This is a genomic window from Sphingomonas sp. DC4900 (assembly GCF_049896485.1).
Taxonomy (GTDB): Bacteria; Pseudomonadota; Alphaproteobacteria; order Sphingomonadales; family Sphingomonadaceae; genus Sphingomonas; species Sphingomonas aquatilis.
On sequence record NZ_JAFCUK010000008.1, the window covers coordinates 44,937 to 66,907 of the forward strand.

The 21,971-nt window shown below is 65.7% G+C and carries 28 protein-coding genes; 17 read left to right on the top strand and 11 right to left on the bottom strand.

Annotated elements, in window-relative coordinates; genetic code table 11:
- Window positions 1–16 precede the first annotated feature (16 nt).
- From ACP690_RS10615 to tatC, 6 genes are read left to right on the top strand one after another with little or no spacing between them, the layout of a single operon-like run.
- The gene (locus tag ACP690_RS10615) at window positions 17–1,018 is read left to right on the top strand and encodes a glycoside hydrolase family 3 N-terminal domain-containing protein (RefSeq protein WP_426261134.1); all 1,002 of its coding nucleotides are present in this window, start codon (window positions 17–19) and stop codon (window positions 1,016–1,018) included.
- 10 nt (window positions 1,019–1,028) lie between these two features.
- On the top strand, window positions 1,029–1,754 hold the full coding sequence (locus ACP690_RS10620; protein ID WP_426261133.1) for a segregation and condensation protein A: 726 nt from the start codon (window positions 1,029–1,031) through the stop codon (window positions 1,752–1,754).
- Window positions 1,751–2,329, top strand: a complete 579-nt coding sequence (gene scpB, locus ACP690_RS10625; RefSeq protein ID WP_426255277.1) for an SMC-Scp complex subunit ScpB — start codon at window positions 1,751–1,753, stop codon at window positions 2,327–2,329. Before ACP690_RS10620 ends, scpB begins: the two co-directional genes overlap by 4 nt.
- A 27-nt stretch (window positions 2,330–2,356) precedes the next feature.
- Entirely contained in the window at window positions 2,357–2,596 is a 240-nt protein-coding gene (locus ACP690_RS10630; RefSeq protein ID WP_063685790.1) for a Sec-independent protein translocase subunit TatA, read from the top strand.
- Between the two features lie 29 nt (window positions 2,597–2,625).
- A complete protein-coding gene (tatB, locus tag ACP690_RS10635; protein WP_426255278.1) occupies window positions 2,626–3,033 on the top strand; it encodes a Sec-independent protein translocase protein TatB in 408 nt (135 codons plus the stop codon).
- On the top strand, window positions 3,030–3,809 hold the full coding sequence (tatC, locus tag ACP690_RS10640) for a twin-arginine translocase subunit TatC (RefSeq protein ID WP_426255279.1): 780 nt from the start codon (window positions 3,030–3,032) through the stop codon (window positions 3,807–3,809). Before tatB ends, tatC begins: the two co-directional genes overlap by 4 nt.
- Before the next feature lie 66 nt (window positions 3,810–3,875).
- Here tatC and ACP690_RS10645 read toward each other — a convergent pair whose 3' ends face one another.
- From ACP690_RS10645 to ACP690_RS10655, 3 genes are all read right to left on the bottom strand, one after another.
- The gene (locus ACP690_RS10645; protein ID WP_017979563.1) at window positions 3,876–4,010 is read right to left on the bottom strand and encodes an entericidin A/B family lipoprotein; all 135 of its coding nucleotides are present in this window, start codon (window positions 4,008–4,010) and stop codon (window positions 3,876–3,878) included.
- A gap of 279 nt (window positions 4,011–4,289) precedes the next feature.
- The gene (locus tag ACP690_RS10650; RefSeq protein ID WP_426261132.1) at window positions 4,290–5,828 is read right to left on the bottom strand and encodes a sensor histidine kinase; all 1,539 of its coding nucleotides are present in this window, start codon (window positions 5,826–5,828) and stop codon (window positions 4,290–4,292) included.
- 62 nt (window positions 5,829–5,890) lie between these two features.
- On the bottom strand, window positions 5,891–6,061 hold the full coding sequence (locus ACP690_RS10655; protein ID WP_017979561.1) for a NepR family anti-sigma factor: 171 nt from the start codon (window positions 6,059–6,061) through the stop codon (window positions 5,891–5,893).
- Between the two features lie 243 nt (window positions 6,062–6,304).
- Between ACP690_RS10655 and ACP690_RS10660 the strand changes: the two genes are divergently transcribed.
- From ACP690_RS10660 to ACP690_RS10670, 3 genes are all read left to right on the top strand, one after another.
- A complete protein-coding gene (locus tag ACP690_RS10660) occupies window positions 6,305–7,114 on the top strand; it encodes a response regulator (protein ID WP_426261131.1) in 810 nt (269 codons plus the stop codon).
- A gap of 95 nt (window positions 7,115–7,209) precedes the next feature.
- Complete coding sequence (locus ACP690_RS10665; protein WP_426261130.1) at window positions 7,210–7,347, top strand: hypothetical protein; 138 nt, start codon at window positions 7,210–7,212, stop codon at window positions 7,345–7,347.
- 99 nt (window positions 7,348–7,446) lie between these two features.
- A complete protein-coding gene (locus tag ACP690_RS10670; protein WP_017979558.1) occupies window positions 7,447–8,103 on the top strand; it encodes a sigma-70 family RNA polymerase sigma factor in 657 nt (218 codons plus the stop codon).
- Between the two features lie 24 nt (window positions 8,104–8,127).
- Here the strand turns inward: ACP690_RS10670 and ACP690_RS10675 are convergent, their stop codons facing one another.
- Window positions 8,128–8,298: a hypothetical protein gene (locus tag ACP690_RS10675; protein WP_426261129.1), complete on the bottom strand. Its 171-nt coding sequence runs from the start codon at window positions 8,296–8,298 to the stop codon at window positions 8,128–8,130.
- 73 nt (window positions 8,299–8,371) lie between these two features.
- Here ACP690_RS10675 and ACP690_RS10680 point away from each other — a divergent pair, with 73 nt between their 5' ends.
- From ACP690_RS10680 to ACP690_RS10705, 6 genes are all read left to right on the top strand, one after another.
- Complete coding sequence (locus ACP690_RS10680) at window positions 8,372–11,062, top strand: DUF294 nucleotidyltransferase-like domain-containing protein (protein ID WP_426261128.1); 2,691 nt, start codon at window positions 8,372–8,374, stop codon at window positions 11,060–11,062.
- Window positions 11,055–11,510, top strand: coding sequence for a peroxiredoxin (locus ACP690_RS10685; protein WP_426261127.1), 456 nt, complete (start codon window positions 11,055–11,057; stop codon window positions 11,508–11,510). Before ACP690_RS10680 ends, ACP690_RS10685 begins: the two co-directional genes overlap by 8 nt.
- Window positions 11,511–11,583: 73 nt before the next feature.
- Window positions 11,584–12,852, top strand: coding sequence for a multidrug effflux MFS transporter (locus ACP690_RS10690; RefSeq protein WP_043060723.1), 1,269 nt, complete (start codon window positions 11,584–11,586; stop codon window positions 12,850–12,852).
- Between the two features lie 54 nt (window positions 12,853–12,906).
- Complete coding sequence (locus ACP690_RS10695; protein WP_426261126.1) at window positions 12,907–13,248, top strand: DNA primase; 342 nt, start codon at window positions 12,907–12,909, stop codon at window positions 13,246–13,248.
- Between the two features lie 348 nt (window positions 13,249–13,596).
- Window positions 13,597–14,256, top strand: a complete 660-nt coding sequence (locus tag ACP690_RS10700; RefSeq protein ID WP_017979552.1) for a hypothetical protein — start codon at window positions 13,597–13,599, stop codon at window positions 14,254–14,256.
- Window positions 14,257–14,371: 115 nt separating this feature from the next.
- Window positions 14,372–14,707 (top strand): HNH endonuclease, encoded by a 336-nt coding sequence (locus ACP690_RS10705; protein ID WP_241769258.1) that lies wholly within the window; start codon window positions 14,372–14,374, stop codon window positions 14,705–14,707.
- 48 nt (window positions 14,708–14,755) lie between these two features.
- Here the strand turns inward: ACP690_RS10705 and ACP690_RS10710 are convergent, their stop codons facing one another.
- Window positions 14,756–15,403, bottom strand: coding sequence for a hypothetical protein (locus ACP690_RS10710; protein WP_426261125.1), 648 nt, complete (start codon window positions 15,401–15,403; stop codon window positions 14,756–14,758).
- Between the two features lie 176 nt (window positions 15,404–15,579).
- Window positions 15,580–15,780, bottom strand: a complete 201-nt coding sequence (locus ACP690_RS10715; protein WP_017979549.1) for a hypothetical protein — start codon at window positions 15,778–15,780, stop codon at window positions 15,580–15,582.
- A gap of 119 nt (window positions 15,781–15,899) precedes the next feature.
- On the opposite strand from ACP690_RS10715, the gene ACP690_RS10720 reads away from it, so the two are divergent.
- Window positions 15,900–16,325, top strand: coding sequence for an ExbD/TolR family protein (locus tag ACP690_RS10720; RefSeq protein WP_426261124.1), 426 nt, complete (start codon window positions 15,900–15,902; stop codon window positions 16,323–16,325).
- A gap of 1,008 nt (window positions 16,326–17,333) precedes the next feature.
- Here ACP690_RS10720 and ACP690_RS10725 read toward each other — a convergent pair.
- Genes ACP690_RS10725 through ACP690_RS10735 form a run of 3 tightly spaced genes read right to left on the bottom strand, consistent with a single transcriptional unit; the run spans window position 17,334 to window position 18,809 of the window.
- On the bottom strand, window positions 17,334–18,395 hold the full coding sequence (locus ACP690_RS10725) for a ribonucleotide-diphosphate reductase subunit beta (protein WP_017979546.1): 1,062 nt from the start codon (window positions 18,393–18,395) through the stop codon (window positions 17,334–17,336).
- Window positions 18,396–18,399: 4 nt separating this feature from the next.
- Entirely contained in the window at window positions 18,400–18,612 is a 213-nt protein-coding gene (locus ACP690_RS10730; RefSeq protein WP_426261123.1) for a hypothetical protein, read from the bottom strand.
- Window positions 18,609–18,809 (bottom strand): hypothetical protein, encoded by a 201-nt coding sequence (locus tag ACP690_RS10735; RefSeq protein WP_063685777.1) that lies wholly within the window; start codon window positions 18,807–18,809, stop codon window positions 18,609–18,611. Before ACP690_RS10735 ends, ACP690_RS10730 begins: the two co-directional genes overlap by 4 nt.
- A 74-nt stretch (window positions 18,810–18,883) precedes the next feature.
- Between ACP690_RS10735 and ACP690_RS10740 the strand changes: the two genes are divergently transcribed.
- Window positions 18,884–19,132 (top strand): DUF2171 domain-containing protein, encoded by a 249-nt coding sequence (locus ACP690_RS10740; RefSeq protein WP_043060737.1) that lies wholly within the window; start codon window positions 18,884–18,886, stop codon window positions 19,130–19,132.
- Window positions 19,133–19,206: 74 nt separating this feature from the next.
- On the opposite strand, the gene ACP690_RS10745 is transcribed toward ACP690_RS10740, so the two are convergent.
- Complete coding sequence (locus tag ACP690_RS10745; protein ID WP_426261122.1) at window positions 19,207–19,623, bottom strand: endonuclease domain-containing protein; 417 nt, start codon at window positions 19,621–19,623, stop codon at window positions 19,207–19,209.
- Window positions 19,624–19,868: 245 nt separating this feature from the next.
- Window positions 19,869–21,779, bottom strand: a complete 1,911-nt coding sequence (locus tag ACP690_RS10750; RefSeq protein WP_017979541.1) for a ribonucleoside-diphosphate reductase subunit alpha — start codon at window positions 21,777–21,779, stop codon at window positions 19,869–19,871.
- Window positions 21,780–21,971 lie beyond the last annotated feature (192 nt).

Below are 21,971 nucleotides of genomic sequence, written 5' to 3' on the forward strand. Positions count from 1 at the left end.
CGCTAACTGGTCCGGCATGAAGCCCGTCATATTCGGCATCGCCGGCCTAGAGCTCTCCCCCGACGAACGCGCCTTTTTCACCGAGGCGGAGCCCGCCGGCTACATCCTCTTCAAACGCAACATCGCGACCCGCGAACAGGTGCTGGCGCTGACCGATTCGTTGCGGGCGCTGTCGGGCAACGATCGCTTGCCGATCCTGATCGATCAGGAAGGCGGTCGTGTCGCGCGCATGGGGCCGCCTGAATGGCCGGCCTTCCCTGCCGGGCCGGCCTTCGCCAAATTGTACGACACCGCGCCCATGTCGGCGATCCAGGCGATGCGCGCCAACGGGCAAGCGCTAGGCCTGATGCTGGCTGAGGTCGGCATCACCGTCGATTGCGCACCGATCCTCGACATCGCGCAGCCCGATACGACCGAGGCGATCAGCTGCCGGACCTATGGCTCCGAGCCGATGCAGGTCGCCACCTTGGGTCGTGCGATGCTGGAGGGGCTGGCCGCCGGTGGGGTCGTCGGCGTCGTGAAGCACATGCCGGGCCATGGCCGCGCGGTGGTGGACAGCCACCATCTACTCCCTACGGTCAGCGCGTCGGCGGAGGCGCTGGAGGCGGACCTCGAACCGTTCCGTACCCTGCGCCATGCGCCGATGGGCATGACTTCGCACATCGTGTTTGAGGCCTGGGATGCCGAGCGCCCGGCGACGCTCTCCCCGACCATCGTCCACGATGTGATCCGCGGGATGATCGGCTTCGACGGACTACTCATGACCGACGATATCGACATGAAGGCGCTGTCGGGCACCGCAGGTGAAAAGGCGGCAGGCGCGATCGCCGCGGGGTGCGACCTCGTCCTCGACTGCTGGGCGCGGATGGACGAGATGGTCGAGATCGCCGGGCGGCTGGGGTCGATCAGCGACTCGGCACGGGCGCGGCTGGACACGGCAATGGCGAGCGTCGGCGCGCCCGAGGGCGATTTCGCGGAGCTGATCGCACGACGCGACGCCTTCCTCGCGCTGGCCTGACGGCGGATCGGTGGCGCAACCCGAACAGCTGACGCTCGACCTCGAGGGCTGGGAAGGGCCGCTCGACCTGTTGCTGACGCTGGCGCGATCGCAAAAGGTCGATCTGCGCAGCATTTCGATCCTAGCGCTGGTCGAGCAATATCTGCGCTACATCCACCAACGGCAGTCGGTGCAGCTGGAGGTCGCGGCGGATTACCTCGTGATGGCGGCATGGCTGGCGTATCTGAAATCCGCGCTGCTCCTGCCGCGCCAGGCGGAGGACGAAGCGGATCCCGAGGAACTGGCGCTGCGGCTGCAACTGCGCCTCGAACGGTTGCAGGCGATGCGCGAGGCGGGCGCGCGGCTGATGGCGCGCGACCGGCTGGGCCGTGACGTTTTCGTGCGTGCCGCGCCGGAAGGGCTGCGCACGATCCGGCACGCGCAATGGCAGGCGGAGATCTATGATCTGATCGCCGCCTACGGTCGTGTGAGCGCGCGAACGCGGCCCGTGATGCATGTCGTCGCCGATCGCGAGGTGATGACGCTGGAGGCGGCGCTGGAGCGCGTGGCGCGCCTCGTCGGCGAGCGGCTCGACTGGTCGATGCTCGAAAGCTTCCTGCCAGAAGGGTCGGGGCGGTTGCGCAAGTCGGCGCTCGCCTCGTCGTTCCTCGCAGCGCTGGAGCTCGCCAAGCAGGGGCGCGTCGAATTGCGCCAGCAGGCCGCCTTCGCACCGCTCTACGTTCGGGCGCCGACATGACGCCACCGGACGATGGCGCGCGGGCGGTGGAGGCGTTGCTGTTCGCCGCCGCCGAACCATTGGGAATCGACACGATCCGTGCGCATGTCGGCGGCATCGACGTGCGCGCGGCGTTGGCCCGGCTGGAGCAGGATTATGCGGGGCGGGGCATCACGCTCGTCCACCGCGGTGGACGCTGGCATTTCCAGACCGCGCCCGATCTTGCGCATCTGCTGCGCCGCGACCGCGACGAGGTGCGCCGCCTCAGCCGCGCCGCGACCGAGACGCTGGCGATCATCGCCTATCACGAGCCCGTCACGCGCGCCGAGATCGAGGCGATCCGCGGCGTGCAGACCGCCAAGGGCACGCTCGACGTGCTGATGGAGGCGGGCTGGGTGCGCCCCGCGGGTCGCCGCGAGGTGCCGGGGCGACCGCTGATGTTCGCGACGACGCCCGGTTTCCTCGCGCATTTCGGGCTTTCCAGCCGGCGTGATCTACCGGGCATCGACGACCTGCGCGCCGCCGGTTTGCTCGACCCTGTCGATCTTGCACTGGAGGAAGCTTTGGAGGTGGCAAAGGACGATGAGAGCGACTAGATAGTTGGGCATTCTAGGAGATATGCCATGGGCAGCTTCAGCCCGATCCATCTGCTCGTCCTCGCCGTCGTCGCGATCCTGCTGCTCGGTGGCGGGCGGTTCTCGAACCTGATGGGCGACGTCGCCAAGGGCGTGAAGAACTTCAAGAAGGGCATGGCCGAAGACGACGACGCGGCCACCAAGCCTGCTGCGCGTATCGAGGCGCAGAAGACCGCCGATCCTGCGTTCGATCGCGACGGTAACCGCATCCGCGACGAACAGCGTTGATCCGCGTCGCCCGATAGTATTCGGCGTCCATGTTCAACATCGATTCGAGCGAGTTCCTGCTGGTCGCGATCGTGGCGCTTGTCGTGATCGGGCCGAAGGACCTGCCAAAGGCGATGCGCGTCGTCGGCTATTGGGTTGGCAAGGCGCGCGGCGTCTCGCGCCAATTCCGGCAGGGCTTCGACAATATGGTCCGTGAGGCGGAGCTTGCCGAAATGGAAAAGCGCTGGGCCGCCGAAAATGCGCGGATCATGGCGGAGCATCCGATGACCTCCGATGTGGAATCCGATGCGGCCGCGGGTGTCTCGCCCGCGCCGACGCCTGCCGGGCAGCATGAGGTCCAGCACGACGAGGCAGAGCCGGTTATGGTGGAAAAGCCGGTGGTTGCCCCGGCGCCCGAGCATAAGCCCGCCCAGCAGTCCGACGTTACGCCGTCATGAGCGACGTGGAAGACGAGATCGATGCCAGCCGCGCGCCCCTGCTCGATCACCTGATCGAACTGCGCCGTCGCCTGCTCTATTGCATCGTCGCGATCGTACTGGCCTTCGGCGTCAGCTATTTCTTTGCCGAGAATATCTTCGCCTTCCTCGTCCAGCCGCTGTTGGCCGTGGGGCAGAAGACGCTGATCTACACGCAGATATTCGAAGCGTTCTTCGTCAAGGTGAAGGTCGCCTTCTTCGCGGCAATGATGATCGCCTTTCCGGTGATCGCCAACCAGCTGTGGCAGTTCGTCGCGCCGGGCCTGTACCGCAAGGAAAAGCGCGCGCTGCTGCCGTTCCTGCTCGCGACACCAGTGCTGTTCATCGCCGGCGCGGCGCTCGCTTATTATATGGCGATCCCGATGGCGCTGCATTTCCTGCTGGGTTTCCAGGGAAATATCGGCGGCGTGCAGCAGGAGGCATTGCCGGGCATCGGTAACTACCTGTCGTTCGTGATGCAGTTTCTGTTCGCCTTCGGTCTCGCCTTCCTGTTGCCGGTATTGTTGATGCTGCTGGAGCGCGCAGGCATTGTGACGCGCAAGCAGCTGATCGGCGCGCGCCGCTATGCCATCGTCGCGGCAACGGCGATCGCGGCGGTGCTGACGCCGCCCGACCTGATGAGCCAGGTGTTGCTCGCGGTGCCGCTGATCCTGCTCTACGAACTTGCCATCATCGGTATCTGGTTCACCGAGCGTCGCCGCAGCAAGGATACCGGCACCGACATCGTCGAGGTATAACAAAAGGGCCTCCGCTCATCGAGGAGCGAAGGCCCTGCGCAGCCGGGTGAGGCTGAGCCCGAAGGCTTACTTGGACTTGTCGGCCGTCTTGGCGACCGTCTGGCCCGCCGAGCTGACGTCCTTGCCGACGCCTTCCACCGTGTTGCATGCGCTGACCATGAGCGCGCCCGCGACGACCGCAAAACCGAGAACCTTGCGCATAAAACCTCCTGAACGTGATAGCCCGAGAACAATGATCGGTCGGGCCATTCGTTCCGGCTCCGCAACTGAGCGGGCAGGGGGACAAAAGTTTTCCGGCTGGAAATGAGTAAGGCCCGAAAGCATCACCGGGGGGGGGGAGGGTGGATGCTTCCGGGCCTATGTCGTGGATCGCGAGAGCGGGGGGCATAAGGTCGCGATCCGCAGTGCATAACCCGGCCGACGGACCGCGGTTCCACGTCCGCCGGCGAATTTTTACGAATCTTTATCGTCGATAAGCCGTCAATCGCGGCCCATCACGGCGATCGCGATTTCATAGGCGCCGGTCATCGGATCGTGATGCAGGGGCGCGCGCAGCTGTCGCGACAGACCTTCGATCACGCGGCCGTAGCGGGTCGACAGCAACGTCTCCAGGCGTTCGCTTTCCACGAAAGCGCGCGAGACGACGCGCAGCTTAGCCTTTTTATCGTCCTCGCCGGGTTTGACTGCGACCCGGACCTGGGCGGCGGCATCGCAATTCATCGCCAGTTCGATCGTCTCGGTGACGAGGAAGGCGACGGCGACGGCGACGTCCTGATTTACGAGATAGGGATCGACATCCAGCACGATCGACAGGCTGGTGGCCCCTTCGGGTGCGGTCGCGCGGATATTGGAGGCGAGTTCGCCAATCACCGATCGCAGGTTGAGGCCGCGATTGTCCTCCATCTCAGCGAAATGGTTGCGGTGGACGACGGCTAGCGCATCGACGCGGCGCTGGATCGAGGCATAGGCTGCCGTCGCATCGGGGCTGGGTGCGCCGCGGGCGTGGAAGTTGATCAGGCTGGAAATGACCTGAAGATTATTCTTCACGCGATGGTGGACTTCGCGCGTCAGCTTGGTCTGGCGTACAACCGCTTCGGCTAGGCCGGCCTCGTGCAGCGCGACCGTGCGGCTGATCGCGCGGAAGGTATCGCCGAGTTCGCGGATCTCCTGCGCGGGCAGGGGGCCAAGCTTGCCCGGATCGATCACCTCACCGGGCGTGTAGGCAGCGACACTCGCGCGAAGCACGCGCAGCGGCCGGATCAGCAGCCGGTCGACGATGAACCACGACAGGCCTGCCGCAGCGGCCCACATCAGCAGGGGCAGCATCAGCGCCACGAGGAAGGACGAGGTGATGGGCGCGCTGCGGATGCTGGTGCGCAACGCCAAGCCGCCGAGGCCCAGATCGGTCTGTACCGTCTCGACCCGGTCGAACGCCCCGAGGTCAGGAATGCGCGAGAGGGTCAGCGTTTCGTCGTCATGCACCAGCGCGCTCGCGAGCGGCATGGCCCGCGTGCCGGGGGCCGCAAGTTGCGTCAGAAAGGCTTTGGGGAAGAAGACGCGCGCCGAGGGGCCATGGCGCAAGCCCGGCAGTGACAGGATCAGGCCGCGATCGGGTACGATGGCTGCGCCGACCGGCGTGCTAGTATCCAGCGCGACATTGGCATCGAACGGTTCGCCGCACAGCAATCGGCCATTGCGATCAACGATCGAAAAGCGCGTGCCGATCGTCGATTGCTGCGCGAACACACCTTGCGCGCGAGCGCAGCTGGGCGCGTCACCGGCGTCGGCCTGCAATGCGGTGACGGCGACGCGCAATGCGGTCATGTCGCCGACAAGCTCGATGGCGATACTGCGCGCGCTTTCGTTGGCGGCGATGCGCAGCCGGGCGCGCGCCTCGGCGTCGGCGGTCCGCCCAGTCTGCAATGTCGCGCCGATCGCAATCAAGGCGAGCAGCAGCAGCGCGACGCTGAGCGTGATGAAGAGCTTGGCGCCAGTTGGCAGGCGCGACAGCATGGACATGGGGGCCATCGCCGTACGGCGCGGTAACGAGGCTGCGTCGGGTTGGGAGGCCATGCCCCCTGCTAGGCGAGCTTGTTCAGCAGGTCGAGCATTTCGTCCGGCACCTGTTCTTCGATCGTCTTTTGATAGGCCGAGCGCAGGGCCGCGCCCATGTCGCGATCCTTGCTCTGAACCTTGGCAGGAGACTTCTTGGAAGACGCCTTCTTGTCCTTGTTGCCGGGCAAATCCAACATGTCCCCCTGGTGACCCGGCTGAACCCGGGCAGTCGACGCTACACGAACAGCCCCGCTTTGCAGGTGCGGTCTGGCCGTTCAAGTGGCGATGAAACCAAAGTCGCGTTCGTTGGTTCCATTGCAGCGCGAAAATTCCGCAGGTCCGAGGGGGCGGGTGGGTTCTTCGACAAACACCGTTGTAAAGGTACGGGTGCCCGCTCAGATGGGGTGCCCGTTCAGTATCTCAGGGAGTGAACACGACCCATGTCGCTTGGACAGCAACTCGCACCGCACCTTCCTTTCCTGCGGCGCTACGGCCGGGCCCTGACCGGCAGCCAGAATCAAGGCGACAAATACGTCCGTGCGACGCTGGAGGCGATCGTTGCGGCGCCGGACCAGTTCCCGCGCGACGTCGATCCGCGCCTTGGCCTGTATCGCATGTTCCAGGGTATCTGGGCGTCGGCCAATGCCGATGGTGAAGCGCAGACCTCGCAGAGCGATGCCGAGGGCACCGAAGCTGTGGCGCGTGCGCGCCTCGCTCGCATGACGCCGCTGTCGCGACAGGCGCTGCTGCTGACCGCGATGGAAGGCTTCTCGCCCGAGGACGCCGCTTATCTGATCGAAGTCGACACCAGCGAGGTGGAAACTCTGGTCGCCGAGGCGCTGGCCGAGATCGAGAAGCAGACGCGCGCGCGCGTGCTGATCATCGAGGATGAGCCGATCATCGCGATGGATATCGAGACGATCGTGCGTGATCTGGGCCATGAGGTGACCGGCGTTGCCGTCACCCGTGACGAGGCCGTCGCGCTGGCGATGGAGGATCGCCCCGGTCTGGTGCTGGCGGACATTCAGCTGGCCGACGACAGCTCCGGCATCGACGCGGTGAAGGACATCCTTGCCGAATTCGAAGTGCCGGTGATCTTCATCACGGCCTTCCCTGAGCGCCTGCTGACCGGCGAGCGGCCCGAGCCGACGTTCCTCATCACCAAGCCGTTCCAGCGGTCGACGGTGAAGGCCGCGATCAGTCAGGCGCTGTTCTTCGACGAAGCGACGGTGCCGGCGGCGGTTGCGTGACGGCGTAACGGGCGGGGTCGGGCTCTGTGCCGCCCGCCCGTGAGGCATTGACGAAAAGTTACGGACCCAAAACGGGTTTCGGGGGTTTGATGATCATGGCTGATCCGAACGAACCAGTGCATGTCACCGCAACCGAGGCCCGTGCGGGCGCGGCTCCGGGAGTTGCCCGCTATGTGCTCGGCATTTCGCTGGTGCTCGTCATCGCCATATTCGCCTTTCTGATCTTGCGCTGACCGCAAGGCTTTTCGGCCGCACGACTGGTATTTGCCGGAAGAGACACCTATTTTCGCCAGACAGGCGGCGATGTTGTCCCCGGCTTCGAACGGATTTGCATGACCCAGCCCGCTACGCGTGATGACCAGTATGACGATGACGACGATGCGGTGGTCGAGCCGGTCGAACACGTTGCGCTGTCGGATCCCGAGTTCAAGAAACAGCTGGCGCAGGTCATCCCGCATCTGCGCGCCTTCGGTCGCTCGTTGTCGGGCAGCCGCGACCTCGCCGACGATCTTGTTCAGGAAACGCTGCTGAAGGCATGGGCGGCGCGTCAGCGCTTCCAGGCCGGTACGAATATGCGTGCCTGGACCTTCATCATCCTGCGCAATCTATATCTGTCGCAGATGCGGCGTGCGCGCTTCAAGGGCGAGTGGGACGATCTGGTCGCGGACCGCATTCTGGCGGCGCCGGCAAGCCAGGATCGTCACGTCGAACTGGGCGACATGCAGCGTGCCTTGCTCCACCTGCCGCAGCCGCAGCGTGAGGCGCTGATTCTCGTTGGTGCGGGTGGCTTTGCTTATGAGGAAGCCGCTGAAATCTGCCAGGTCGCGGTCGGCACGATCAAGAGCCGCGTCGCGCGTGGGCGTGTGGCGCTGGAAACGATCCTGAACGATGGCACGCTGCCGTCGCGTCGCGAGCACGAGCAGGACGTCAACAAGACGGCGCTCGATACGATCATGGGTGAAGTCGACGAACTTAGCCGCGGGCGTTGAGGTGGCCCGCCGCTGACGGGCGGATCAATGCGTCGCGCGGTCGATCCGCTTTAGCAGCATCGCGAAGTCATCGGGCATGTCGGAACTGCCGAATGCGCCGCGCAAGCTGTGGCCGAGTGCGTCGGTCGAGCGCGGGCGCCGGACGACATAGTCGCCCTTACGGCTTTTCTCGACGGGATGCGCATCGACGTTCATAATCGTTCCAACGGCCGGATACGCGAATTGTTGCGTGCGAACGAAACCGGTCGTTCGCGAAGGATGTGACGCGATGCCCCCCGGTTTTGGCCCCGATTTTACCGATGCCATCCAGCGTGCGCGGTCACATGCGCCGTTCCTGTCGCTGTTGCTCGATCGCGAGCCGGTGCTGGCGGAGCGACTGGCGGCGGGGCAGATCGAGCTGGGATTCACTAGCGCCGAGGCGGATATGCCAGTTGCACGGCAATTGCGATTGGATCGGAGAGCGCTGGCGCTGTCGGTAGCGATCGGCGATCTGGCCGGGGCGCTCGATCTCACCGCGGTCACACACGCCCTGACGGATTTCGCCGACGCAGCGCTCGATCGCGCGATCCGTGCCGCGATTGCGGAACGTACCCCGGGGGAGGAGCCGCGCGGCTTCGTCGCGATCGCGCTGGGCAAGCAGGGCAGTCGCGAGCTCAATTATTCGTCCGACATCGATCCGATCCTGCTGTTCGACCCCAGAACGCTGCCGCACCGGGCGCGTGAGGAACCGGAAGAGGCGGCGGTGCGAATCGCCAAGCGTGTCGTCGAGTTGCTGCAGGCGCGCGACGGCGATGGCTATGTGCTGCGCGTCGATCTGCGGTTGCGCCCATCCCCCGAAGCGACGCCGATCGCGCTGCCGGTCGAAGGGGCGATCGGCTATTATGAAAGCCAGGCGTTGGCGTGGGAACGGGCGGCGTTCATCCGGGCCCGGGCAGCGGCCGGTGATAAGGCGCTCGGCAGCTATTTCCTCGATGCGATCCGACCGTTCGTGTGGCGGCGCGGGTTGGACTTTGGCGCGATCGGCGAAATCCGCGACCTGTCGCGGCGCATCCGCGACCATTATGCGAGCGGTCAGCGCTTCGGCCCCGGCTACGACCTGAAACGGGGGCGGGGCGGTATCCGCGAGGCGGAGTTCTTCGCGCAGATCCATCAATTGATTCATGGCGGGCGCGACCCGGCGCTGCGGGCACCCGCAACGCGCGATGCATTGGCGGCACTCGCCGGGGCGGGCTGGATCGGCGCCGACGAGGCTGCTGCGCTCACCCGATCCTACACCTTGCTGCGCACAATCGAGCATCGCGTTCAGATGGTCGACGATCGGCAGACGCACACGCTGCCGACCGGCGGGGCGCTGGACGGGGTGGCACGGCTACACGGGCTGGCGGACGGGGCCGACTTGGTCGAGCTGTTGCGCGAACCGGTGGCGACCGCGGGGCGTATCTATGATGCGCTCGACGACGGGCAGGCGGCGGGGCTGCCGCACGAGCCACAGGCGCTGGCCGACTGGCTCGAGACGGCGGGGTTCGCGGCAGACGGCGAGGGGGCGAGCAAGGCCGCCGCGCGCATCGCAGGGTGGCGGGCAGGACGCTATCCCGCACTGCGCAGCCCGGCGGCGCGGGCGGCGCTGGAGGCGGTGCTGCCCGTGCTGATGCCGGCGCTGGCCGGGGCGCCGGACCCCGCCGCGGCACTGCTGCGGCTCGACGTCTTGTTCGAGCGGCTGTCAAGCGCGATCAACATCCTGCGCTTGCTGGAGGCACGGCCGGGGCTGGCGACGTTGCTCGCGACGATCCTCAGCCATGCAGCGCCGCTCGCCGACGCCCTCGCGACCCGGCCGGAACTGATCGACTGGTTGATCGACGCGAGCGCGTTCGAACCCCTGGGTAGCGTCGGCGAATTGGCCACCGAATTGGGGGCGGCGGACGAGGGCGATTATCAGGCGCTGCTCGATACCGTCCGGCGGTTGGTCGGCGAGAAGCGCTTTGCGGTGGGCGCGCAGATCGTCGCGGGGGCGGCGGACCCGCTCGACGCGGCGGGCGGCTATGCGCGGCTGGCGGAAGCGGCGATCGAGGTGCTGGCGGCGGGGACGGTCGCCGAATTCGCGCGGGCGCATGGCCGGGTGCCGGACAGCGAATTGGTGATCCTCGCCTTCGGCCGCACGGGCGGTGGTGCGTTGACGCATGCCAGCGATCTCGATCTCGTCTATCTGTTCACCGGCGACTTTGCGGCGGAATCGGATGGCGCGAAGCCGTTGGGTGCGACGCTCTATTACAACCGACTGGCGCAGCGGATCACGGCCGCGCTGTCGGTGCCGACGGCGGCGGGGCCGCTCTATCCGGTGGATACGCGGCTGCGGCCGTCGGGAACGCAAGGGCCGCTGGTGGTGTCGGTCGAGTCCTTCGCGCGCTACCAGCGGGAGGACGCCTGGACGTGGGAGCATATGGCGCTGACGCGGGCGCGGCCGGTGTTCGGATCGCCCGCGGCCCGTGTTGCCGTCACCGGGGTGATCGCCGAGGTGCTGGAGGGCACGCGACCCGAGCGGGACCTGCCCGCAGAGGCGGCGACGATGCGCGCCGACATGGCGCGGCACAAGCCGCCCGCCGGGCCGCTCGACGCAAAGCTGCTACCGGGAGGGCTCGTCGATCTGGAGTTCACCGTGCATCTGGCGCAGCTGTTGCATCGGAGCGGCTTCGATCCTGATCTGCGCGTCGCCATCCCGGCACTGACCGCGGCGGGGGCGTTGCCCGATGGACTGCTGACCGCGCACGATCTGCTGACGCGGCTGCTGGTGACGCTGCGGCTGGTTGCGCCGGATGCGCAGGAGCCGCCGCCCGCGACGCAGGCGCTGATCGCGCGGGCGTTGCGGCTGCCCGACTGGCCGGCGGTGCTTGCTGCCTTCGCGGCGACGCGGCAGGAGGTAGAGGCCGCATGGCGCGGCATGACAGGAGGATGCGATGGATGACGGTGCGCCGATCCCGGCGGTGAGCGTGACGACCCCGGATGGCCAGACGATCCAGCTGACCGATCTGCCGTTGCCGGCCGTCGTCTATTTCTACCCCAAGGACGACACCAGCGGCTGCACCCGCGAGGCGCAGGATTTCTCCGCGCTGGCCGAGGACTTCGCCGCCGCGGGCGCGAGTGTGATGGGGATCAGCAAGGATTCACCGGCCGCGCATACCAAGTTCATCGCCAAGCATGGCCTGACCGTGAACCTGGGCAGCGACGAGGACGGCAGCGTCTGCGAGGCCTTCGGCGTGTGGGGCGAGAAGAAGCTCTACGGCAAGACGTATATGGGAATCGAGCGCGCGACCTTCCTGTTCGGCGCCGACGGCACGCTGGTGCGCGCGTGGCGCAAGGTGAAGGTGCCGGGCCATGCCGCTGCCGTGCTGGAGGCCGTGCGCGCCCTTTGACGGCAGGTGGGCGGCACCATCGGTGCCGTAGCGGGTTCCTGTTCGCGTCGCTTGCGCCTACAGGAAAGCCATCGTGACCCGTCAGACCTTGTCCACCGCGCCGGCTGTTGCCGGCGCCCCGTCCATCGTTGCCCCGGAGCCTGCGGGCGCCCCGATCGGCTTCGTCGAATTCGTCGCGCTGGTGGCGGCGCTGATGTCGCTGGCGGCGCTGGGTATCGATTCGATGCTCCCCGCGCTGCCGGCGATGGGGCGGTCGCTGGGCGTGGCGACCGAGAACCAGCGGCAGTTCATCATCACCGCCTTCATCCTGGGGTTCGGCATCGCGCAGCTGGCGCATGGGCCGCTGGCGGATCGCTATGGGCGGCGGGCGGTGCTGCTGTGGGCGATCGGGGGCTATGTGGTCGCCAATATCGCCTGCGCGGTGTCGGCGAGCTTCACGCTGCTGCTCGCGGCGCGGGTGTTCGGCGGTGCGATGGTAGCGGCGACGCGGGTGGCGACGGTGGCGATCGTGCGCGATTGCTATCATGGCCGGCCGATGGCGCGGGTGATGTCGATTGCGTTCATGGTGTTCATGGTCGTGCCGGTCATGGCGCCGGCATTCGGGCAGACGGTGCTGCTGTTCGCCAATTGGCGCGGCATCTTCTGGGTTGTCGCGGGGCTCAGCCTCGGCATCTGGATGTGGTTCTTCGTCCGCATGCCCGAGACCTTGCGCCCCGAAGCGCGGCAGCCGCTGTCGGTGTCGCGGATCTGGGCGGGGTGGAAGCAGACGCTCGGCGACCGTTTGTCGCTGGGGTATACGCTGGCGTCGACGTCGCTGATGGGGGCGCTGTACGGCTATCTCAATTCGGTGCAGCAGATCATGTTCGACACGTTCGACCGGCCGAAGCTGCTCGCGGTGATGTTCGCCGTGACCGCGACGCTGATGGCGGGGGCGAACCTGACCAATGCTCGGCTGGTGATGCGGCTGGGTACGCGGTTGATCAGCCATAGCGCGGTGACGATGCTGGTGGTGCTGAGTGCGATCCACCTCGCCATCGCGCTCGCCGGCTATGAGACGCTGGTCGGCTTCGTCGTGTTGCAGGCGCTGACCATGGGGTGCTTCGGCCTCGCCACGTCCAACTTCTCGTCGATGGCGATGGAGAATATGGGCGGGATCGCCGGCACTGCTTCCAGCGTGCAGGGGTTCACCAGCATCACCGTCGGCGCCGTGGTGGGCGTCGTCATCGGGCAGGCGTTCAACGGCACCACCGCGCCGCTGGCCGCGGGGTTCCTGATCTGCGGCCTGATGTCGCTGCTGGTCGTCGCGATCACCGAGCGGTTCCGCCTGTTCCGTCCCGCCTGACGGAACCCGGCCCGCATCCCCGCCGTTCGACCCGGGTAATCCAGGAGAGATACGATGGGTGGACATCAGGTGCAGAGCCATGGGTCGGGCGACGACGGCTATGACGAGGAAGGCTATGACGAGAGCCAGCGCGCCGAAATCCTGGAGGCGACGCGCAACGGCCCCAGCGACGGCCTGGTCCTGACCGATCTGGACCCCGACCTGGGCGATGACGATGTCGAGGACGAATCGATCGACGAGGTCGACATGGATTCCGAAGAGGTCGGCGAGACCGATGCCAGCGTGACCATGGACGAAGCCGACATGGACGAGGACGACGCCCAGGACGATTTCGACGCCGACGCGACCGACGACGACACGCTGGACGACGCCGACGACGCCGCGCTGCGGCCCTGATCGCCCCCCGTTCCACCATGCGCTGACGGCGCTGCCCTCCATCCGGAAGGTGGCGCCGTAGCCACGTCTAGCCCCAATCCTTTCGCACCTGCGTTAGTAGATTTGCCGGCGCCTTGGTATTTCCGTCACAGCGAAATTGCGGCGCGACTAGGGCATATGCCTTGGAAATGCGCGCTTTCGTTCATCGGCTAGACAGGAACTGTGGCAAGTTTGTCACGTTTCCCGGCCGATCCGGTAAAAGCCGTCCCGCGCTGCAACAAAGCCGTAATCTCCGTGTTTGGAGGGGCCTGGGCAGCGAGCGGACATGGTCCCCGCCGCCCGAGTTGAGGCAATAAAGGTATTCACATCATGCGTAAGCTCGCCCTCGCGGCCGCCGTTGCGGCAGCGTCTTTTGCCGTCCCCGCCTTCGCGCAGGACATGTCGACCACCGCGACGACCGACGCGACCGCGCCGGCCCCCGTCGACGCGCAGGCCGACACCGCGCCCAAGGCTCCGGACGGCACGCGCGCTTTCGGTATCGAGCCCTATGTCGCCGTGATGGGCGGCTGGGAGCAGTTCGATCGTCAGACCGTCGCCGGCATTCCCGCGCAGCCCAAGGGCTATAACCTGGACGGCGCGCTGATCGAAGGCATCGTCGGCTTCAACGTGCCGCTGGGCCCCGTGTTCGTCGGCGCCGAGGGCGCGGTCGCCAAGGGCGTGTCGGGTGACATCGACTGGCAGTATGGCGCGTACGGCCGCTTCGGCTTCCGCGCCGGCGACAGCGGCCTGTTTTACGGCAAGGTCGGCTACCGCTGGAACAACTTCAACAACTTCGCACCGGGCGTGCAGGGCGACCTGAAGCGTGACTATCACGCGACCGTGTACGGCATCGGCACCGAAGTCGGCCCGAAGGACATCGGTCTGGGCGGCCTGACCGGCAATTCGGGCCTGCGCCTGCGTCTCGAAGTGTCGACCTTCGACAACGCGCACAGCTTCCGTCCGATGGGCGGCGTGGTCGCGCACTTCTAAGTGCATGACGCACCCGGCAACGGGTGACGACTGACACGCGAGGGGGCGGATCTGCTGCGGGCAGGTCCGCCCCCTTTGCATTGGGGCGGGGCGCAGGCGTCCCTATATCCGGGCCATGACCGGACGCGTGAAGCGCAAGGCGGGGCTGGCCGCCGCCGAGGCCCTGGCCGCCCGCACCGCGGCGCCCGCGACGTGCGCGCTGTGCGAGCGGCCGCTGGGCGCCAAGGTGGAGTGGCACCATCTGGTCCCCAAATCCGAAGGCGGCCGCGTAACCGCGCCGGTCCATCCGATCTGCCATCGCACCATCCATGCGACCCTGCCCAACGCGCAGCTGGCCCGCGACTATGCCGAGCCCGCGGTGCTGCGCGCGCATCCCGACATCGCGCGCTTTCTGGCGTGGATCGCCGACAAGCCCGCCGATTTCCATGTGCCGGTGCGGCGGCGACGCTGAGGCGCGAACGGTTCGAAAAGTCACAAAAGTCACGCCGACGCGCGTGTTTTACGGTTCATGGTCGGGCGGCGGGTGCGGGCGGTAATCGTCGATGTCGATCAGGTCCGCCTCGACATCGGTGTCGGTGATCGCCTCCATCGCCGGCTCGAAGCCCATCGCGCGCACGGCGAGATGATGCGCGCGCAGGTTCGCCGCATCGCGCGAGTCGAACAGCCCCGGATTCAAGTGCCGCAGCAGGAACATCAGCATCCGGTCCGACGGCCGGCAGATTTCGGCGGCGATGCGGCCTTCGCGCCAGACGACCTGCGGCGTGCCGCTGATCGCGCGCTCCATCGCGACGCTGAGCAATCGGCCGCTGGCCCGCATCATCGCGGCATCCCACGCCTTGGCAAAGGCCGCGCCCTGCGGATGGTTGCGCAGGCGATAGGCGGAGCGCGGTGTGATGTCCGCCATCTCCGCCGCTTCGGTGACGCGGCCGGTGTTGGCCAGCGTGTTGAGGAAGATGCGCTGGCGTTCCGCGGTCCAGCCGTCGTGACGACGGCGCAGCTCGACGGTCAGGCGATCCTCGACGATCTCGCGCGGCGCGCGGGGCGGGGGTTTGCGCTTGGGCCGGCGATAGGACGGCGGGTCGAAGGCGTCGTCGTCCGCATGCGAGCGCGGGATGGGGCCGGGATCGTCGTCGGGGAAGGATGACATACACGATGCTCCTGTTCGAGGAGCCGATCCAGCTACGCGCGATCGGGCGTGTAGGACAGGGGGCGTCGTGGGACGCCGGAAAAGCCGCCATCGATCAGCGGCTTGGCCGGGCGGCGGGCGCGGTGCGATCCAACAGGCCATGCCGGATCGCCGCCGCGCAGCCCCGGTGCGCGCGATCAGGGGGCGAGCAGGTTGGCGACGGCGGCGACGTCGGCGGCATTGGCGCCCGTGGCGGTCGCATCTGTGGTGGTCGCAGGGGTGGCGGCGCCGTTGCCGGCGGGCGCCGATCCGGCGACGTCATAGGCAAACCACAGGACGCCGCCCGCCCAGAGCAGCGCCGCCCAGCGGCTGCGGAAGAGGCGCGGGTTGGGGAGCATCGTGACAGTCTGGCCCGGCCCGCCTTGCCGGACGGTTGCGGGGGAGGGTTAATCGCCGCCCCTTGACGAAGGAAAGGCATCGTGATGGTCTACCATCACATTGATAAGGAGACGTCAGGATGCCACGCAAGCGTGCCTTCTCCGCCCCGGCCGGCCCCGCCTTCGACGCGCCGCTGTCCGACCTCAACATCACGCCGCTGATCGACGTGATGCTGGTGTTGCTGGTGATGATGATCCTGACGTTGCCGACCGTCCTGCACAAAGTGCCGATCGACCTGCCGCAGGGCAAGGCGCCGCCGTCCGAGACGGTAACGCACCCGCTGGTGCTGGCGCGCGACGGCACGGTGACGCTGGATGGCGTGGGCCTGAGCGATGCCGGCATGCCCGCGCGGTTCAAGGCCGTGGACGCCGACCCCAAGGCGCTGCTGGTGATGCGCACCGACCCGGAGGCGCGCTACGCCCGGTTCGACGCGGTGCTGGCCGAGGTGAAGCGCGCGGGGATCACGCGGCTGGGGTTTGCGGGGAATGAGGCGATGGTGGAGTGAGGGATTCTAGCGCGAATTTAAAACCTCAGAAAGTCTGCTTTGCCAACCCTTCGTGTGGAGTACACGAGCGTCATGGACTCCGCTGTCCAGTATCTCGCGCTTGGTCAGTCGTGAAAAGCTCTCCCATGCGCCCTTGAAAACGTAGATAGCGTTATCCCGACGGAGGCTTTCTAAAACGACGCGCCCAAACTGAGGGAAGACATACGCAAGGTAGTCGTTAAATCCCCCCTGCCCCTGAGCTACTTCTTGTGGGTCTAATCCCGTCAAAAAGTCTTGCCGATCTTTCAAGATCAGTTTGTCTCCGTCAGACAATCGGCTAGTCATGCTCGTGAGGGCTCTGGAAACGTCTTCCCGTTTATACGGGCCAGAAGGTAGAAAAACCCAGCGGCGATGAGTTCGTGCCGGGGAGGCGGATGTTCCATCTGCTCGGACGATCTCGCACTCTTTAAATAATTCAAGCATAAGGTTAACTTGATGCTTGAGGCGGTCGGCTTCGTCTGGATGGGAGATCGCCTCAGTGGCAGCGAATATCGCCCCCTCTATTGGAAAGCCGAAAACCTCTTCGGATGGAGGTAGGATCAAGTCTCTTGGATAGCACATCCGATAGATATCTCGGGAGTCCTCGACCTCTTCGGTTCCGCCGCCTCCTGTGAATTGCTTCCAAGTCCAGTGGATCGTTCGGATATACCTTTTCTCTTTAGGTTGGTCCCGTAATGCGATCCATTTCCCCTCGGCATTAAACCGTGAGACGCGCCCGACGGCAGGAGGGAGATATGATTCTCCCTCCGCCAATGGCGCCTCCAGTCCTAATCGGGACAGCTGATTATCCGAGAGGTCAGACATGGGACTTACGACCCTAACGAACTGACCTTTTAATTCACGATGAATGTAACGATCTAGGTTGCGGATGTGATTTCGCGTTATCCTCATGATCGGCCCCTCACACATTATTCTTATAGCAATGTATGATAAGTGGCAAAGTCAAGGATTCAAGTAGTCTACAAAGAATTACTCCGCCGCAACCCCAGCGCGCGAGAACATGTCGCCGCCGTCGAGCAGCCCCAGGTCTTCGTTCGCGGGCTTCACCGCCTTGGCCTTCTGGCGCTTGTCGAAGCTGTCCCAGACGTCGTTCCATTGGCCCTTGGTCGCGGCCTTCGAATATTCGGTCGCGCGGGTTTCGAAGAAGTTGGCGTGCTCGACGCCGTTGAGCAGCGGGGCTAGCCAGGGCAGGGGGTGTTCGTCGATCATGTAGATCGGCTTCAGGCCGAGCTGGCCCAGGCGCCAGTCCGCGATGTAGCGGATGTACTTCTTGATCTCCTTGGGCGTCATGCCGTTGACCGGGCCCATTTCGAACGCGAGGTCGATGAAATTGTCCTCGAGCCGGATCGTGGTCTGGCAGACGTCGGCGATATCGTCCTTCACCGCCTTGGTCAGGCACTGACGTTCCTTCACGAAGGTGTGGAACATCTTGATGATGCCTTCGCAGTGCAGCGATTCGTCGCGCACCGACCAGCTGACGATCTGGCCCATGCCCTTCATCTTGTTGAAGCGCGGGAAGTTCATCAGCATCGCGAAGCTGGCGAACAGCTGCACGCCTTCGGTGAAGCCGCCGAACATGGCGAGCGTGCGGGCGATATCCTCGTCGCTGTCGACGCCGAAGTTCTGCATGTAATCATGCTTTTCCTTCATCTCGGCATATTCGAGGAAGGCGCCATACTCGCTCTCGGGCATGCCGATCGTGTCGAGCAGGTGGCTGTAGGCGGCGATGTGGACCGTCTCCATGTTGCTGAACGCGGTCAGCATCATCTTGATCTCGGTCGGCTTGAACACGCGGCCGTATTTCTCGTGGTAGCAATCCTGCACCTCGACGTCCGCCTGCGTGAAGAAGCGGAAGATCTGGGTGAGCAGGTTGCGCTCGTGATCGGTCAGCTTCTGCGCCCAGTCGCGGCAATCCTCGCCCAACGGCACCTCTTCGGGGAGCCAGTGGAGCTGCTGCTGACGCTTCCAGAATTCGAACGCCCAGGGGTATTCGAACGGCTTGTACTGCTTGGAGGCTTGGAGGAGGGACATGGGGTTACTCCGGGATAAGCTTGGAAGAATAACTGGCCAGGGTCATCGCGCCGACGAGGGTCGCGACGATGCCGAGGCCGCGGATCGTGCGGGGTACGGTGATGGGGATCACGCCGTGGCCGACGAATCGGTTCGGGTAGCGCGCCCAGCGATAGCCGAGAACGATCAGCCATGCACCGAACGCGACGCAAATCCACGGTTCGATCGCGGCGATCATGGCTGCGCGCTCCACTGCCACATCGCATAGGCCGAAAAGCCGAGGACGATGCCGCCAGCGACCATCATGATGCCGGCCATGCGATAGACGTAGACGCGCGCCGGGCCCTGGGGCGCTCGCAGCTGGAGCAGCAGCCACAGGCCGGCAAGGCCCAGCACCGCGGCGACGGCGAACATGATGAGACTCTCGCGCGGCATCAGTGCTGCGCCTCCGATGCATCCAATTGGAACACCGGTCGTTTCACCGCCGAACCCAAGCCAGGAGACGCATGATGCACGATCACAGCAACATCAAGGAACATATGAAGGTCATCGGCGCGGACGGCGTCCACGTCGGCACCGTCGACCATGTCGAGGGCGAGCGCATCAAGCTCACCAAGAACGACAGCCCCAGCACCGAAGACGGGCAGGGCGCCAAGCACCATTACCTGCCGGCTGGCCTGGTCGCCGAGATCGAAGGCGACACGGTGCGCCTGTCGGCCACCGCGCAGAACGCCCAGGACATGTTCGAAGAGGCGTGATGGGCCGTCTCCCTCTCCCGGCGGGAGAGGGAGGGAGCCGCCGTCAGGCGGCGGAAGGGTGAGGGTGGTGCCGCTCATGCGGTGCCGCCCTTTTTCTTGGGCGAAAGACCCTCATCCTTCCGCGGCTTCGCCGCTCCTTCCTTCTCTCGGAGGGAGAAGGAGATGTGTTCGATCACGCCTTCGATATTTGTCATCACGTCCGTGTTCGAGACGCGGATAGTTCTGTAGCCTTCACGGGCCATGAAACCTGCGCGGGACGCGTCTGAGCCTTCCGCGCCGGCGTGGGTATCGCCGTCGACCTCGATGACCAGCTTTTCGGAAAAGCACAGCATGTCGGCGTAGAAAGGTCCCAGCGGCGCCTGATGGCGCCATTTCAGATGCGGATAGGTGTCGCGGAGCGCGCGGAGCAGGTGGCGTTCTGGCGCGGGGGCATTGCGGCGTAGGTCTCGGGCGCGTTGGACGGTGCCGGACGGTGCGTCTTTGTATCGCATGTCACCCTCACCCTTCCGCGCCCTGACGGGCGCTCCCTCCCTCTCCCAGGGGGAGAGGGAATTGGCGGCGCCTCACCCCTCTCCCCCCGGGAGAGGGAGGGGCCCGCCCGCGTCAGCGGGTGGGAGGGTGAGGGTGGCCCCTCGCCGGCTACGCCACGCCGTCAGACATCGTCGGCTCATGCCGACGCTGCTGCCCGCCGTGGCGAGTCTTCGGATGGCTTACGCCATCCGAAGCCGCCCACACCTCACTGACACGCCAGACATTCGTCATAGTCCGTCGTCTCGCCGATTTCGAACTTCGGCGCGGCGATGGTGTTGTCCGCTTCCACGCCGCCCGATCCGGCGAAGCCCGCGCGCTGCACGCTCTTCGAGCGCAGATAGTAGAGCGACTTGATGCCAAGCTCCCAGGCGCGGAAGTGGAGCATCAGGAGGTCCCACTTCTCGACGTCGGCCGGGATGAACAGGTTCAGCGACTGCGCCTGGTCGATATAGGGCGTGCGGTCGCCGGCGAGTTCGAGCAGCCAGCGCTGGTCGATTTCGAAGCTGGTCTTGTAGCAATCCTTCTCTTCCACCGACAGGAAGTCGAGGTGCTGGACCGAGCCGCCGTGTTCGAGGATCGAATTCCATACCGCGTCGCTGTTCTTGGATTTCTCCTTGAGCAGCTTTTCCAGATACGGGTTCTTGACCGAGAAGCTGCCCGACAGCGTCTTGTGCGTGTAGATGTTCGCCGGAATCGGTTCGATGCAGGCGCTGGTGCCGCCGCAGATGATGCTGATCGACGCGGTCGGCGCGATCGCCATCTTGCAGCTGAAGCGCTCCATCACGCCGACGTCGGCGGCGTCGGGGCAAGGGCCCCGCTCGGCGGCGAGCGTCATCGACGCCTGATTCACCTGCGCGCTGATGTGCTTGAAGATCCTGAGGTTCCAGCTCTTCGCCATCGCGCCTTCGAACGGCAGGCCGCGCGCCTGGAGGAAGGAGTGGAAGCCCATGACGCCCAAGCCCACCGAGCGTTCGCGCGCGGCGCTATAGGCGGCGCGTTCCATGCCCGGTTCGTGGCGGTCGATATAATCCTGCAGCACGTTGTCGAGGAAGCGCATCACGTCTTCGATGAAGACCTTGTCGTCCTTCCACTCGTCCCACGTTTCGAGGTTGAGCGACGACAGGCAGCAGACCGCGGTGCGATCGTTGCCGAGATGGTCGCGGCCGGTCGGCAGCGTGATTTCCGAGCACAGGTTCGACGTCGAGACCTTCAGGCCCAGGTCGCGGTGATGCTTGGGCATCGCCTTGTTCACGTGATCGGCGAAGACGATGTACGGCTCACCCGTCTGCAGGCGGGTTTCGACGAGCTTCTGGAACAGCGAGCGCGCATCGAGCGTCGCGCGGACGGTGCCGTCCTTGGGGCTGAGCAGATTCCATTCGCGGCCGTCGCGCACCGCTTCCATGAAGGCGTCGGTCAGCAGCACGCCGTGGTGCAGGTTCAGCGCCTTGCGGTTGAAGTCGCCGCTGGGCTTACGAATTTCGAGGAATTCCTCGATCTCCGGATGGCTGACGTCGAGGTAGCAGGCGGCCGAACCGCGGCGCAGCGACCCTTGCGAAATCGCGAGCGTCAGGCTGTCCATTACGCGGACGAAGGGGATGATGCCGCTGGTCTTGCCGTTGAGGCCGACGGGTTCGCCGATGCCGCGCACGCTGCCCCAATAGGTGCCGATGCCGCCGCCGCGCGAGGCGAGCCAGACGTTCTCGTTCCAGGTGTCGACGATGCCGTTCAGGCTGTCGGGCACCGAATTGAGGTAGCAGCTGATCGGCAGGCCGCGCCCCGTGCCGCCGTTCGACAGCACCGGCGTCGCGGGCATGAACCACAAGCGGCTGATATAATCGTACAGGCGCTGCGCATGCGCGGCATCGTCGGCATAGGCCGAGGCGACGCGGACGAACAGGTCCTGATAGCTTTCGCCCGGCAGCAGGTAGCGATCGTTCAGCGTTTCCTTGCCGAAATCGGTCAGCAGCGCATCGCGGCTATGATCGACCTCGACGGGATAGGGGCGGGCGTGGATCGCCTTGCTGCCGCCATTCGCCTCTGCGGCGGGCGCCTCGGCGGCGACGGTGGCGTCGATCGTATCGGTCATGGCCTCACCCTGCGTGTCCCTGAAATCCATCGATTACCGTCCCTTGTTCCATACATGTTCGACTCGGGGCGACATGCACAGCATATCACCCGGGCGCCCCGATGGTGAGAACAAAAAGGGGTCGCGGTTCACGGCCGCATTGTGCCCCATGGCGAATCCGGCACGGGATGCCGCCATCGATCTCTACCAGCGATTGGGTTCACCCCCGAACGCAACCCCCAC